Annotated in this window: 18 protein-coding genes; all 18 read left to right on the top strand. The window is 26.9% G+C overall.

Features of this window, described 5'->3' with window-relative positions; genetic code table 11:
• The coding region (locus PHC28_RS08150) for a hypothetical protein (protein ID WP_300098508.1) at positions 1-1219 on the top strand (1219 nt) is incomplete at its 5' end.
• Positions 1220-1328: 109 nt separating this feature from the next.
• Complete coding sequence (locus PHC28_RS08145; RefSeq protein ID WP_300098505.1) at positions 1329-1994, top strand: hypothetical protein; 666 nt, start codon at positions 1329-1331, stop codon at positions 1992-1994.
• A gap of 46 nt (positions 1995-2040) precedes the next feature.
• The gene (locus PHC28_RS08140) at positions 2041-2991 is read left to right on the top strand and encodes an AAA family ATPase (RefSeq protein WP_300098502.1); all 951 of its coding nucleotides are present in this window, start codon (positions 2041-2043) and stop codon (positions 2989-2991) included.
• Positions 2988-3122, top strand: a complete 135-nt coding sequence (locus tag PHC28_RS08135; protein ID WP_300098499.1) for a hypothetical protein — start codon at positions 2988-2990, stop codon at positions 3120-3122. The genes PHC28_RS08140 and PHC28_RS08135 overlap by 4 nt, the downstream gene beginning before the upstream one ends.
• Positions 3115-3546 carry a DNA polymerase clamp loader subunit A gene (locus PHC28_RS08130; protein ID WP_300098496.1) on the top strand — a complete coding sequence of 144 codons (432 nt, stop codon included), beginning with the start codon at positions 3115-3117 and terminating at the stop codon, positions 3544-3546. Before PHC28_RS08135 ends, PHC28_RS08130 begins: the two co-directional genes overlap by 8 nt.
• Complete coding sequence (regA, locus tag PHC28_RS08125) at positions 3543-3968, top strand: translational repressor RegA (RefSeq protein WP_300098493.1); 426 nt, start codon at positions 3543-3545, stop codon at positions 3966-3968. Before PHC28_RS08130 ends, regA begins: the two co-directional genes overlap by 4 nt.
• A 58-nt stretch (positions 3969-4026) precedes the next feature.
• Positions 4027-4716, top strand: a complete 690-nt coding sequence (locus PHC28_RS08120; protein ID WP_300098490.1) for a hypothetical protein — start codon at positions 4027-4029, stop codon at positions 4714-4716.
• 58 nt (positions 4717-4774) lie between these two features.
• Complete coding sequence (locus PHC28_RS08115; protein WP_300098488.1) at positions 4775-5080, top strand: hypothetical protein; 306 nt, start codon at positions 4775-4777, stop codon at positions 5078-5080.
• A 75-nt stretch (positions 5081-5155) separates the two neighbouring features.
• Positions 5156-6163 carry a 3'-5' exonuclease gene (locus PHC28_RS08110; RefSeq protein ID WP_300098485.1) on the top strand — a complete coding sequence of 336 codons (1008 nt, stop codon included), beginning with the start codon at positions 5156-5158 and terminating at the stop codon, positions 6161-6163.
• Between the two features lie 10 nt (positions 6164-6173).
• On the top strand, positions 6174-7601 hold the full coding sequence (locus PHC28_RS08105; protein WP_300098482.1) for a DNA polymerase domain-containing protein: 1428 nt from the start codon (positions 6174-6176) through the stop codon (positions 7599-7601).
• Positions 7555-8628: a hypothetical protein gene (locus tag PHC28_RS08100; RefSeq protein WP_300098479.1), complete on the top strand. Its 1074-nt coding sequence runs from the start codon at positions 7555-7557 to the stop codon at positions 8626-8628. The genes PHC28_RS08105 and PHC28_RS08100 overlap by 47 nt, the downstream gene beginning before the upstream one ends.
• Complete coding sequence (locus PHC28_RS08095) at positions 8606-9547, top strand: hypothetical protein (RefSeq protein WP_300098476.1); 942 nt, start codon at positions 8606-8608, stop codon at positions 9545-9547. Before PHC28_RS08100 ends, PHC28_RS08095 begins: the two co-directional genes overlap by 23 nt.
• A 194-nt stretch (positions 9548-9741) precedes the next feature.
• Positions 9742-10824, top strand: coding sequence for a hypothetical protein (locus tag PHC28_RS08090; RefSeq protein WP_300098473.1), 1083 nt, complete (start codon positions 9742-9744; stop codon positions 10822-10824).
• Positions 10825-10892: 68 nt separating this feature from the next.
• On the top strand, positions 10893-11486 hold the full coding sequence (locus tag PHC28_RS08085; protein ID WP_300098470.1) for a glycoside hydrolase family 19 protein: 594 nt from the start codon (positions 10893-10895) through the stop codon (positions 11484-11486).
• A gap of 23 nt (positions 11487-11509) precedes the next feature.
• The gene (locus PHC28_RS08080) at positions 11510-12025 is read left to right on the top strand and encodes a GatB/YqeY domain-containing protein (protein WP_300098467.1); all 516 of its coding nucleotides are present in this window, start codon (positions 11510-11512) and stop codon (positions 12023-12025) included.
• On the top strand, positions 12022-12387 hold the full coding sequence (locus tag PHC28_RS08075) for a hypothetical protein (protein ID WP_300098464.1): 366 nt from the start codon (positions 12022-12024) through the stop codon (positions 12385-12387). The genes PHC28_RS08080 and PHC28_RS08075 overlap by 4 nt, the downstream gene beginning before the upstream one ends.
• A 22-nt stretch (positions 12388-12409) precedes the next feature.
• The gene (locus PHC28_RS08070; RefSeq protein WP_300098461.1) at positions 12410-12694 is read left to right on the top strand and encodes a hypothetical protein; all 285 of its coding nucleotides are present in this window, start codon (positions 12410-12412) and stop codon (positions 12692-12694) included.
• Positions 12685-13733 (top strand): DnaB-like helicase C-terminal domain-containing protein (locus tag PHC28_RS08065; RefSeq protein ID WP_300098458.1); only part of this gene is annotated, 1049 nt, incomplete at its 3' end. The genes PHC28_RS08070 and PHC28_RS08065, both read left to right, overlap by 10 nt.

Raw genomic sequence — 13733 nt, 5'->3', positions numbered from 1 at the left:
GAATGAAATTCATAAATCTAGGATATCGAAATTAAAAGAAGAATTGAATAAAATAAAATCAGATATTTTGATTTATAACGAAAGAATTGATATACAAAATAGATATATAACTAAATTAAAAACTGATGATGCTCAACAAAGAGAAGAATATATATCTAAATTGAAAATTCAATTTAAAGAATTGAAACTTGAGTGCGAATCATTAAAAAACGATATTATTACAGCTAAAACAAAATTACAAGAAATTTCTGATGATAATGTTGTAAAATTGAATGATAGAGTAGCAAACTTAAATAAATTAAAAGTTAGAACAGATATAAAATATAAACAATTAAATTCAAATATAAGTTTTTTTAATGAGAATAATATTTGTCCGACTTGTACACAAGAAATACATGATGAATTGAGATCAAATAAGATAATAGATCTAAGTAATAAAACTGTTACTATAGAAACAACAAATGATACTATTCAAAAGCAGCTAGATTTAGCAATTGATCAAATCAATAATATAAATGAAATTATCAATTCTAATAGAACAATAGAAAAAGAAATTAGTATTTTAACTGTTAAATTAAATGAAAAAACTAATCAATTAAAACAGTGTCATTCGTTAATAAATAGCTCTAAAAATATTACTAATGAATCTAAAATACTTGAAGAAATTGAGAAATATAATAAATTACAAGAAGAATATAATGAATTAGTATTAATACGAGATGAATTATTAGAGAGATATAGTTATTATGATATTATCACCCAAATGTTAAAAGATACTGGAATAAAACAGACGATTATAAAAAAATATATTCCAATTATCAATACGTTAGTGAATACATATCTCGCGAAGATGGGATTTTATGTAAGATTTACTCTTGATGAAGATTTTAATGAAACAATATTTGCCAGAGGTATTGAAGAATTAAGTTATGGTATGTTTTCAGAAGGTGAAAAACAACGTATTGATATTGCATTATTATTTGCTTGGAGAGAAATAGCGAAGTTACAAAATGATTCTGCAACAAATCTATTATTTTTCGATGAAACATTGGATGGTAGTGGGGATAGTAAATTCACTGAATCAATAATTGAATTATTTGATAATTTGAATAATACGAATATATTTGTTATTTCACATTCTGCGGATAAATGGGCAGATAAATTCAGATCACAAATCGTTGTTGGAAGAGAACAAGGGTTTTCAAAATTATTAAAATAAATTTGACATTTTTATAATAATGTTATATAATTTTAAACGTTACAGTGATGTATATTATTATGGATATAAATTTAATTGACCACAATAAAAAATAATGGAGTTATAATAAATGAAATTAAGTAAAGAAACAATCGAAATTATTAAAAATTTTAGTGCAATCAATCCGGGTATTACATTTAAAAAAGGAAATGTACAAAAAACTATTAGTGTAAGTGCTCATATTTTTGCATCTGCTATTGTACCAGATAGTTTCGAAAAAGATTTCTCTATTTTTAGTATCCCAGAGTTCTTATCAGTTTTGAGTATCTTTAAGGATCCTGATATTAAGTGTGAAGATAAATTTTTTACTATCTCTGATGGTGTAAATACAGTTAAATATTTGTATACAGCTCCAGATTTGATTAAATCTCCACCAGAAAAAAATATTACATTCCCTAAAGCTGATGTAACTTTTACGTTAACAAAAGAAAAATTATCTAAGATTTTAGAAGCATCTAAAACTTTGAATTTAGAATATTTATTTGTAACTGAAAAAGGATTGATAGTAAAATCATTTACCAGAAGCGATAATTCAGAAAGTAATCAATTTACAGTAGCAGTTGATTATGTTACTGAATTAGAAAAATTTGAGTATGTTATTAAAATTGAAAATATGAAAGTTGTACCAGCAGAGTATGACGTTGAAGTTTCAAACAAATGTTTTCATTTCGTTGCGAAAGATGATAACAATATCAAAGAATTAAATTATGCAATTGCAGTAGAATCATTGGGTTAAAATTATTAGGGTGACTATAAAAGTCACCCATTTATAAGGAAATGTAATGTTACAATATAATGAAAGTGAATCTCTATGGGTTGAAAAATTTCGCCCTCAAAAAATAAACGATTGTATTTTACCAAGCAGATTGAAAGATTTTTTTAATGAAATGATATCTAAAGGGGAATTACAAAATATGATATTTTGTGGTTCTGCTGGTACTGGTAAAACAACATCTGCAAAAGCTCTGTGTAATGAGTTAGGTATTGAATATTTACTGGTAAACGCTTCAGAGAATGGCAATATTGATATGCTAAGAACAACTCTACGTTCTTTTGCATCAACAATTTCATTTACAAGTGAATACAAAGTAGTCATACTCGATGAAGCAGATTTTTTGACTCCACTTGTACAAGCCTCGCTGCGTGGTTTTATCGAAGAATTTTCTAAAAATTGTAGATTTATTTTAACTGCTAATTTTGAAAATAAATTGATTGATGCGCTAAAAAGTAGATGTGTAGTAGTAAATTTTGCCTTAACAAAAGAAGAAAAAACAGAATTATTAAAACCTTTGGATTTTAGGATCAAAGAAATCTTAAAACAAGAAGGTGTTGAATATGATAAAAAAGCACTCGCTACTTTAATTCTGAAATATTTACCCGATATTAGAAAAATATTAAATCATCTACAAAGACACACTAAAAATGGAACACTTGAAGATGTTGTTATTACTACATTGAATGATGATTCAATTAAATTATTATTTAAATTGTTAAAGGATCATTCAAAATGGAATGATGTACGGAAATGGGTAACAGAAAATAACGATAATGATTTTTCAACAGTCATCAGAACAATATATGAACGAAGCCCAGAATATGTTAAACCTAGCAGTTTACCTCAATTAGTATTAACTTTATCAGAATTTGATTATAAATCAAGTTTTTGTGCAGATAGAGAGTTACATTTGATTGCATGTCTAACAACATTAATGGCTGAAATAGAGTATAAATGATGGAAAATTTATATGATTCAAGTGATATAAATCAAATCAATAAAACATTATTAGAAGATATTTATAATAATTTACCAAATAACATTGAATCTGATGAAGATGAAGATTTAGGTGAATTAGATTATGAGTGAAGAAAAAAAACTTAATTTTTTTGATATCGTAAATAATATTTGTAGTTCAAATAAACCATTAACTTGGGATGAAATGGCATCTGCATATAATTCGTTTATGATAAATAAAGCATTAGGTAATAATAAAGATACTATATTATTGGCTAATGAATTAAATCAAAAACATTGGATAACAAAAGAAATGCATTATGATTTTTTATTCCATGTTATACCAAAAAAGAAGAGATATGGTAAATGGAATAAAAATAGTGATGATAAAGAGAATATTGAATTAATCATGGAGTATTATGATTATTCATATACTAGGGCCAAGGAGGTCTTAGATTTAGTGGATATCGACGCGATAAAAAATGAATTAAATCGCGGAGGTAAAAGTGGTAAAATTAAAAATGATAATGTAAAAAGGAAAGGAAAAATAAAATGAATAGAAATGATTTAGTAAGTACATTGATTGAAGTATCTGCATTAGATCCAGATGGTTTTTTAAAAGTAAAAGAAACTCTCACTAGAATTGGTATTCCCTGCCGCAAAGATACTAACGATTTACCGATTTTGTGGCAAACAGCTCATATTTTACATAAACAAGGAAAATATTATATTGTTCATTTCAAACAATTATTCTTGTTAGATGGTAAAACAAGTAAAACCGATTTTACGGAAGAAGATGCAGATAGAGTTAGATCAATTGCAAAAATGTTAAGTGAATGGGGATTAGTTAAATTAATCGTGCCTATTGAAGAACACATCGAAAAAAGAGTTTGTATCGTATCATATAAAGATAAAAATAATTGGGATTTGCGATCAAAATATAATATTGGTAAAAAATTAGATAGTTATTATGATTAAATTAAGTAAGAATGATTGAAGAAAAATATAGTGGACGATTTAATAACCAGGATAAATAATGGAACAAAAAACTAAAGCAACACGAAAAAAACAACCTGAAACGAATAATCTCGAAGATAATGTGACATGGACAATAAGAGGAGAAACTCCTGTTAGTACGGTAATTGATGAATTACCTTATATTAAAGAAGATAAACAAGATAATATAGGATTATCAAAATTAGAAGTAGGTATTTTTCAAGTATCAAACACAGCTCAAATACCGACATTCGCAACAGATGGATCTGCTTGTTTTGATTTAAGATCGGATTTCACTAATTATGATGCAATTAAATGCTATAATAGCTTTAATGAAGTTGTAATGAAATCAATAACAGTACACCCTGATTCGAATTTTGATATTAAATCCTTTAGGTTGAATCCTAAAGAAAGAGCTCTTATACCAACAAATCTTATTTTTGATATTCCTATTGGATATTCTTTGAAGATTTTTCCAAGAAGTGGTATTGCTTTGAAAGAAGGATTGAATTTAATCAATTGTACAGGTGTTATAGATCATGATTATATCGAACCAGTATTTATTACTTTATTTAATAATACTGATGTATCAATCTATATTAGTGATCAAGAAAGATTATGTCAAGGTGAATTTGTCTCTAGTCCACAAAATACATTTATTGTATTAGATAAAAAACCAGAGCAAAAAACAAATAGAGTTGGTGGTTTTGGATCAACTAATAAAAATTAGTCTATTGACAAATTTAACTAATTAATATATAATATCATTTTTAATAAAAGAGAGAATTATGACAACTACAAATATCAAATGTGTTTTTACTACAATGGGTTTATTGATCGCTGATATTTCCTATGATGCAAAGGGTTCAAAATTTACATTTAAAAACCCAAGGATCATTCAACAAACACAAGAAGGGTTAGGTTTAACTCATTTCCTTACTTTATTCAACGAAACAGAAATTACTTTGACAAAAGATCAATTAGTTTCGAATTTATTGACTCCTGTTGATCAATTGATGGGGTTTTATCAAAAAGAATTTGAACAACAACCAGAAATTATTGTTCCAGATAGCAATATTATCCAATTAAGTTAAAAGTTTATAAGATTGTTCTTATATCAGGGTGGAAATAGAATTCCACCCTTTTTAATTTAATATGGAGATTTTTAAATGAAAAATTTTTACACGTTCGTTGATTCGAGATCGGACAGAAATAGTGGATTGAAAATATTTCATCGGTATCATGATGGTAAGAAAAGAGTTCAAGAAGTTATTGATACATTTCCAATAGATCTTTTCGTTAAAGCCGAGTTTGGTGATGATTATGATATATATGGCAACAAATTAAAAAAATATCAATTTCAAACAACGAAAGAAGCAGAAGATTTTATCGCAAGAAAAAAATCAGAGTCTATCGATATTTATGGTCAAACAAATTTAGTCTACCAATTCATATCTAGTAAATATCCGCATAACATTGAATATGATATCAATAATATCGTATTAGCAAATATTGATATTGAAACTGAAGCTAATAATGGATTTCCGTTTCCGGCAATTGCTGAACAAATTATCACTTCTATAACAATAAAGTGCTTTGGTGAATCAAATAATTTTATTTCGTTTGGTACAAAAGAGTTTGATGATAAAGGTGCTGATCAATATATTAGAGGCGATAATGAAAAAGATATGTTGATTAAATTCTTAAACTTTTGGGATGATTTACGTCCAGATTTTATTACAGGATTTAATATTGAAGGATTTGATATACCTTATCTAGTTAATAGAATTCGCAAAGTTGTCAGTAAAAATGCAGCAAATAAATTGAGCCCATTTCATCAAGATATCAATAATCCAATAAAAGAAATTGATATTGGATATGATGATAAGAGTTATGATATTTTTGGTTTAGTCGTTTTAGATTTTCAACAGTTATATAAGAAATTTAGCACTAAAAAACCCGAAAATTATAGATTAGATACCATTTCAAAAATGGAATTAGGTGAACAAAAATTAGAATATGATGAATATATAAATGGTAAAACATTTGAATTGTTGAGTGGAATATCATGTGTTACTATTCCACCAGACAAATTACTCGAAGAAATGCCATTGTTTGCTCGTTATGTTAATATGTTGAATAAAATTGAAAATGAAATAGCTAATCGTAAAAATTAAGGGAATAATTATGCAAATTGACTTGCTAGAATCAATGGAGTTATCTTCATTGTCAACTGATGAATTGTTAAAATTATCTAAAGACGTTAGATACATAGCAGAAAAAGAGTGTTATAAAATAGGTATAAAATACAATAGACAAGACGTACAGCTTGTTGAAAATCTAGATAAAAAACTAAATTTTATCAAAGTGGCCTTAACGATGACATATATGGCTAAAGTTAAGCACAAAGATATTTTTGGTCAAGTAAAATTCTGGGATACATATCTATATAATTTCGCAAATAGTAAAAATAAGCAAATCCCTCCTGAAACAAGGTCAGATAAATCAGATAACTTTGCTGGCGCATTCGTTAAAGAGCCTATTCCTGGTAGATATAAATGGGTTGTATCATTCGACTTGAATAGTTTGTATCCATCTATCATGATGCAATATAATATGAGCCCAGAAACTTTATTTAAAAAAGCCTCAGGGAATTATGTTGAAGATTTGATTAAGTTTAACATAGATACTAAATTTTTAAAAGATAAAAATTTAACTATGGTCGCTAATGGAACTCAGTTCAGAAAAGATAAATGGGGATTTATTCCGGAAATCGTTGAATTTTTATATTCTGAACGAAGAAATGTAAAAAATCAAATGTTAAAATCTGAAAGTGAATCTGAACAAATAAAAGGTGAGTTGAAAAATCGTAAAAACAATAAAATCGAGAAATTTTCGGATTTAACGACTGATGAGTTAAAAGAAAAATATAAAAATAATCGTGATTTAGAAGCAAGTTTAAATGCTTATCAAATGGCATTAAAAATTTCTTTGAATAGTTTATATGGTGCTTCGGGTAATGTTCATTTTAGATATTTTTCATTAGATATCGCAGAAGGAATTACATTAACAGGTCAGATGACAATCCGTTATATCAGTGAAAAATTGAATATTTTATTGAATAATAAATTCAAAACCAATAATATTGATTATGTTGTCGCTAATGATACTGACAGCGTTGTTGGTTCAACAATGATAGAAGTAAATCATGAAAAATCAACTATATCAGATTTTTATGATTCTATTCCAGATGTATTCGTGAAGAAAGATGAATTTAATCAACAATATGTAAAAAAAGTTGATAATAATTATATTACACCATCTATCAATTCAACAGGTAAATTAGAAAATAAATCTATTTCTTATATAATGAAGCATAAAGTTAAAAAACAATTATATAAGATAATTGATAATAAAGGTAATGAGGTTATTATAACAAATAACCACTCAATAATAGTACAAGATAAAAAAACGAAAAAAATACTTTCTATTCTACCAGAAAAACTTGATAACAAAAAGTACAAAATTATAAATATTAGTATTGCTAATGACACGGATACTAACGTTTATGAAAACAAAACAAAAAGAGAAACTACAAAAAATATTACCGTATAATTTAAGTAATATTGATGAAGAAGATTTGAAGTTATTATATGAGAAACGATATACTTGTTCTTTTAAAAATATCATAAAATATAATTTACCAACTGATATTACTATTTTTATCGATTATATTAAAAAGTGTATATCAATTGGTTCTAAATTTAGTCTTGAAAAAATGTGTATAATGTATGGTATTGAAGAAGGAACTAAAAAATATAATACTGTTATTAGTGGTAGAGGAGTTACATTAGAAAAACAAATTCAAAAATATGGGATTGATGAAGGGACCACTCGTTTTAATAATTATAGAGAAAAACAATCATACAGTAATACTTTAGATTATAAGAAGGAGAAATATGATTGGGATGAAAATGATTTTAGTGAATTTAATTTTAGGAGAGCTGTAACTTTAAATAATCAAATTAAAAAATATGGTATTGAAGAAGGAACTAAGCGATTTAATATTTACAGAGATAAACAGGCATATACTAATACGAAAGAATATTTAGGCGATAGGTATGAAAGTATTAATGCTCAAAAAGCACATACACTAGATAATTTTATTTCTCGTTATGGTATGATTGATGGCGAAATGAAATTTCAAAATTATATTAATAATGTTGTTTGTGGCTACTCAAAACAAAGCCAGGAATTGTTTAATATATTATTAGTATCTGGATATTTTGGTAATAATGTCTATTTCGCAACATATAATAATGAGTATGGAATATACGATAAACAAAATAATTCTTATAAAAAATATGATTTCGTAAGTTTGGATTTAAAAGTATGTATAGAATATAATGGAGATCATTATCACGGAAATCCTTCAATATATTTACCTAGTGATCATTTAAAAGTTAGGGGCATGACTCATCTGACTGCATCTGAAGTTTGGGAAAAAGATACATATAAAATAAATCTCATCAAAACTGAAAGAAATATTGATACGATAGTTGTATGGGAATCTGAATATTTAAATAATAAAGAAGAATTAATAGAAAGGTTAATAAAATATGCAAAAGATAGAGTTTTGTGATGAATATATTATAGAAGATTTAGGAATTCACGAAGAATGGGTATACGATATAGAAGTAGAAGATAATCATAATTTTTTTGGTAATAATATCTGTGTTCATAATAGTGCATATTTATATTTAGGCGAAAATATTGAAAAATTATTACCACCTAATGTGACCGTTGAAAAAGTTGTTGATTTCGTTGATAAATTTTGTTCTAGGATAATTGAACCATATATCGATAAATGTTTTGATGAACTTGCCGATTATTTGAATGCATATTCGAATAAAATGAAAATGAAGAGAGAATCAATAGCAGATAGAGGAGCATGGAGAGCTAAAAAGAATTATATCTTACAAGTATGGGATAATGAAGGTGTTCGTTATGATAAACCAAAATTAAAAGCTGTTGGTGTTGAAACTGCAAGAACGAGTACCCCTAAATCTGTTAAACCAGCATTACTAGAATTTTATCGTTTATTTTTAAATAGTGATGAAGAAACAATACAGAAATATGTTACGGATTTTAGAACTTCTTTTATGCAAATGTCATTAGAAGATATCGCATTTCAAAGAGGGGTTAATGATATTGATAAATGGTATAATCCAAATCAAAACGGATGGAAAGTTGGTACACCTATACATGTTAAAGCAAGTATCGCGTATAATAATAATCTGAAGAAATTCAAATTAGATAATACATACCCACCTATTAAAAATGGTGATAAGATCAAATTTATTTATCTCAAAATACCGAATCCTGTAGCTAATAATGCTATTGCATTTCATGATGATTTACACGAAGTAATGAATTTATCCGGTTATATAGATAAAGAATTACAATTTGAAAAAACTTTTTTAGAACCAGTAAATAGCTTCATGAAAGTTGCTGGGTGGAGTTCAGAAAAACAAAATAATTTATCGGATTTATTTGGGTAATGGAGGAGATTTAATGAAATATTATCAAGAAGAACTAATGACACAAGAAGAAAAAACAGCATTTATAGATAAAATGAATAGTGGTGGATTTGAAGTGATAAAGAAGAAAGATCCGACTAAGTAATATGTATTTGATGGTTATTCATAGTCCATCATAAAAATCAAAACTATGCAATAATTAATAAGGAAATTAGATGAATGCATTATTAGGGAAATTATTAAAAGCTGGTTCACTTGGATCAACTGTACTATCGGAATCATCTATCTTTAAAGAAAAGGATTTCGTCAAAACAGATTTACCTGTTTTGAATTTGGCATTTTCTGGTAGAGTAGATGGTGGAATTACATATGGCTTGACTATCCTTGCAGGGGAGTCCAAAACTTTCAAGACTGCTTTATGTTTATATTGTATGAAAGCCTACCTTGATAGATTTAAAGATGCTATTGGTATTTTATATGATACAGAATTTGGTATCACCCCCGAATATATTAAAACATTTGGTATTGATCCAACTAGAGTTATCCATATACCCGTAGAACATATTGAGCAGTTGAAGTTCGATTTCATGAAAAAACTTGATTGTATTAAAAAAGGTGATAAAGTCTTTTTTATGGTTGATTCTATCGGTCAAATTTCTTCGAAGAAAGAAGTTGATGATGCAGCAGATGAAAAAAGTGTAGCGGATATGAGTAGAGCAAAAGCAATACGATCTTTATTGAGATTGGTTACTGTTCAATTATCAATGAAAGAATTGCCTTGTTTTATGATAAATCATGTATATTCTGAAATCGGTTTATATCCAAAAACAGTTATTCCTGGCGGTTCAGCAGTCACATATTGCGCAAATCAAATTTTCGTAATAACCAAAGCGCAAGAAAAAGCAGGTGATGGTGATTTAGATGGTTGGAAATTTACAATCAATATCTTTAAATCAAGGTTTGTAAGAGAAAAAGCAAAATTTCCTTTTACCGTACATTATGATTCAGGAATTCAATTATATTCTGGGTTACTAGAAATAGCTATAGAATTAGGTGCTATTATTAAACCGTCAAATGGATGGTATTCGAGGGTAAATTTAGATACAGGAGAAGTAGAATCTAAAAAGTTTAGAGCTAAAGATACCAATAATAAAGAATTTTGGAGCCAGGTTCTTGAATCTGAGGCATTTAAAGAAAAAGTCAAAAATTATTATATTATCGGAAATAATTCAGTTCCTACTTTAGAAAATATTGTTGATGATGAACTAATTGATTTTAATGACGACGACGTAGAATAAATGATAATAAGATATATGGTATAAATTAGTATCATATATCTTTTTTATTTAAAATATAAGGATATTACATGTTAGAAAAATTTATTACACTATTACCAAAAACAATATATAATGATTTAGATTATATTGGTCGAAAATTTGAAATCAATACTACATTAAGATTGTGCCACTTTTTATCTCAATGTTATCATGAAAGTGGTGGATTCATACATGTTGTAGAAAATTTAAATTATTCTTCGGATGGTTTATTACAAATATTTCCAAAATATTTTAATACTAATAATGTTAAAGATTATAGCAGAAATCCTGAGAAAATTGCAAATCTAGTATATGCTAATAGATTAGGTAATGGGAATGTTTTTACTGGAGATGGATATAGATATAGAGGAAGGGGTTATATACAATTAACTGGTAAATCTAATTATACTGAATTCAATAAAATCGTTACAGATAATGTAATATTAAATCCGGATTTAGTTGCTAGCAAATATCCAATTACTGTTTCTGCATGGTTTTGGCAAAAAACAGGATTAAATCAAGTCGCTGATTTTGGTAGTAATGATCAAGTGATTACGACTATAACGAAGAAAATAAATGGTGGTACAAATGGATTAACATCAAGAATTGCTGCATTTCATAGATTTTATGATAGAGTAAAATGATATAAAAATAATGAGGATATTATATGAATACGTTAGATGAAATTGAAACAGGATTTAAACGAGGTGAATTGAATATGTTTATGGCAAATCAAATAACAAGTCTATTACAGCAAATCAAAACTGATTCAGTTGTAGCTAGAAAAGAAAAACAAAGTTATGCGACATTTTTAGTGACATTGTATTCTGAATGTGCTAATGTTGGAAAAAATAAAGGTAATAGATTAACAACCGACGAGGAATGTTTATCTATTATTAAAAAATTTAAAGCTGGTATTATAGAAATCATAACTATTTATCAACAAAAAAATGAATTATCCCAAAGTGAACAAAATAATTTAGATAAAGCTAATATTGAATTATCTTTGATTGATAAATATATCCCTAAACAATTATCCGAGGAAGAATTGAAATTGATTATTATTTCTGAAATTGAATTAGGCGCAGATAATATCGGTAAAATAATGAAATCATTAAAACAATCATATTCAGGACGATATGATGGTAATATGGCACAAAAAATAATTAAGGAATTATTATGAATATAACAGAAGTATATGAAAATGTAATATATACTGTTCGTACTGATGATAGTGATTTAAATGAATATCATAGATACGGCGCAGATAATTGGTGGGTAACTATTGGTGAAGATCGACGAGAAGAAATGGTTATTGATCCAAGTGAATTAGAACAAAAGTTTCAACATTTTTTAGATTATAAAATATGCGGATCAAGTAACGATGACACTTTAATTGACATATGTGCAAAAGCGATATTCAATTGCAGTGATCATAAAATGTTAAAGGCAGCTGGCTTTTCAACTGAATGGGAAAAACAACCTTTATCGTTAAAAATTGATTATATCAAAAAAGCTAAAGCAGTATTAGGAATATTAAAATAAAATTTTACACTTTGATTATTTTATGCTAAAATATAAAGATTTCACGATATTAAAAATTGATGAAAAGACGATAGGTGACATTTTATATTATGATATTATAGTTATATTTGATAAATTCACAAAATACATCTTTGAAATTACTAATATACATTTTTATAATGGAAAATTAGTTTCAACATTAAATATATTCTTAAATAAAGGTAATGAATTAGATATATTGTCGGAAGAATCAAAAGAATTTGAAAGGATGAAAAAGTTCATTCAGAACTTTTTACGAAAATATTTCATGGAGAAAAAATGCAATTAACAACTGAATCATTGATGTTATCTTCGTTAGTTTTAGATGAAGAATTTGTTAGACAAACACTACCTTATTTAAGATCCGAATATTTTCATGATAAAAATGAAAAAATAATTTTTGAGATAATTAAAAATTATTTACAAAAATATAATACACTCCCAAATAAAACGACACTCATTTTTGATGTAAGAGAAAAAAAGGAATTAAATGATTCAGAATACGAATCAATTTCAGAATATATCAATAATATCTATAAACTTGAAAGACCAACTGATCAATCGTGGTTAGTAAAACAAGCAGAAGAATTTTGCCAGAATAAAGCAATTTACAATGCAATTGTACAATCAATTGAAATATATGATGGTAAAAGTAAAGATTACACTACTCATGCTATACCACAATTAATTAAAGAAGCTATTGGTGTTAATTTTGATAATCATGTTGGTATGGACTTTTTTGATGATATTGCAAGTAGATATGAATATTATTCAAAAGTTGAAAACAAAGTTGCATTTGATATTGATATATTAAACTTAATAACTGGTGGTGGAGTAAGTAAGAAAACTCTTAATCTTATTCTAGCAGGAGTATTTGTTGGTAAATCATTAACTCTTGTCCATTTAGCTGCTGCATATGCTAAAGCTGGATACAATGTTCTTTATATCTCAATGGAAATGAGAGAAGAAGAAGTATTCAAAAGAATTGATGCAAATATGCTTAAAATACCAACTGATAAAATTGCCGATATTGGTTTTGATAAGTATAATAGTAAAATTGAGAAATTAAAACAAAAAAGTTATGGTAAAATAAAAGTAAAAGAATATGCACCATGTTCTGCACACGCCGGCCATTTTAATAATCTATTACAAGAATTAAAACTCAAACAAAGATTTACACCGGATGTAATATTAGTAGATTATCTTGGTATCGTTGCTTCAAGTAGACAAAAATCTGCAAGTGCGGGCTCACATACATATTTAACTTCTGTTGCAGAAGAATTAAGGGCATTAGCTTTTGAATATGATGTCCCTTTATGGTCAGCCCC

This window comes from Flavobacterium sp. (assembly GCF_028712645.1).
Taxonomy (GTDB): domain Bacteria; phylum Bacteroidota; class Bacteroidia; order Flavobacteriales; family Flavobacteriaceae; genus Flavobacterium.
This window is presented reverse-complemented; position numbering and strand designations above follow the sequence as displayed.

Bases quoted from the DNA above. Each gene is read 5' to 3' on its own strand.
- PHC28_RS08100 (WP_300098479.1), top strand. From the start codon at position 7,555: ATGAAAACAAAACAAAAAGAGAAACTACAAAAAATATTACCGTATAAT.
- PHC28_RS08110 (WP_300098485.1), top strand. From the start codon at position 5,156: ATGAAAAATTTTTACACGTTCGTTGATTCGAGATCGGACAGAAATAGT.
- PHC28_RS08090 (WP_300098473.1), top strand. From the start codon at position 9,742: ATGAATGCATTATTAGGGAAATTATTAAAAGCTGGTTCACTTGGATCA.
- PHC28_RS08130 (WP_300098496.1), top strand. From the start codon at position 3,115: ATGAGTGAAGAAAAAAAACTTAATTTTTTTGATATCGTAAATAATATT.
- regA (WP_300098493.1), top strand. From the start codon at position 3,543: ATGAATAGAAATGATTTAGTAAGTACATTGATTGAAGTATCTGCATTA.
- PHC28_RS08145 (WP_300098505.1), top strand. From the start codon at position 1,329: ATGAAATTAAGTAAAGAAACAATCGAAATTATTAAAAATTTTAGTGCA.
- PHC28_RS08080 (WP_300098467.1), top strand. From the start codon at position 11,510: ATGAATACGTTAGATGAAATTGAAACAGGATTTAAACGAGGTGAATTG.
- PHC28_RS08135 (WP_300098499.1), top strand. From the start codon at position 2,988: ATGATGGAAAATTTATATGATTCAAGTGATATAAATCAAATCAATAAA.
- PHC28_RS08105 (WP_300098482.1), top strand. From the start codon at position 6,174: ATGCAAATTGACTTGCTAGAATCAATGGAGTTATCTTCATTGTCAACT.
- PHC28_RS08070 (WP_300098461.1), top strand. From the start codon at position 12,410: ATGCTAAAATATAAAGATTTCACGATATTAAAAATTGATGAAAAGACG.
- PHC28_RS08120 (WP_300098490.1), top strand. From the start codon at position 4,027: ATGGAACAAAAAACTAAAGCAACACGAAAAAAACAACCTGAAACGAAT.
- PHC28_RS08085 (WP_300098470.1), top strand. From the start codon at position 10,893: ATGTTAGAAAAATTTATTACACTATTACCAAAAACAATATATAATGAT.
- PHC28_RS08095 (WP_300098476.1), top strand. From the start codon at position 8,606: ATGCAAAAGATAGAGTTTTGTGATGAATATATTATAGAAGATTTAGGA.
- PHC28_RS08075 (WP_300098464.1), top strand. From the start codon at position 12,022: ATGAATATAACAGAAGTATATGAAAATGTAATATATACTGTTCGTACT.
- PHC28_RS08115 (WP_300098488.1), top strand. From the start codon at position 4,775: ATGACAACTACAAATATCAAATGTGTTTTTACTACAATGGGTTTATTG.
- PHC28_RS08140 (WP_300098502.1), top strand. From the start codon at position 2,041: ATGTTACAATATAATGAAAGTGAATCTCTATGGGTTGAAAAATTTCGC.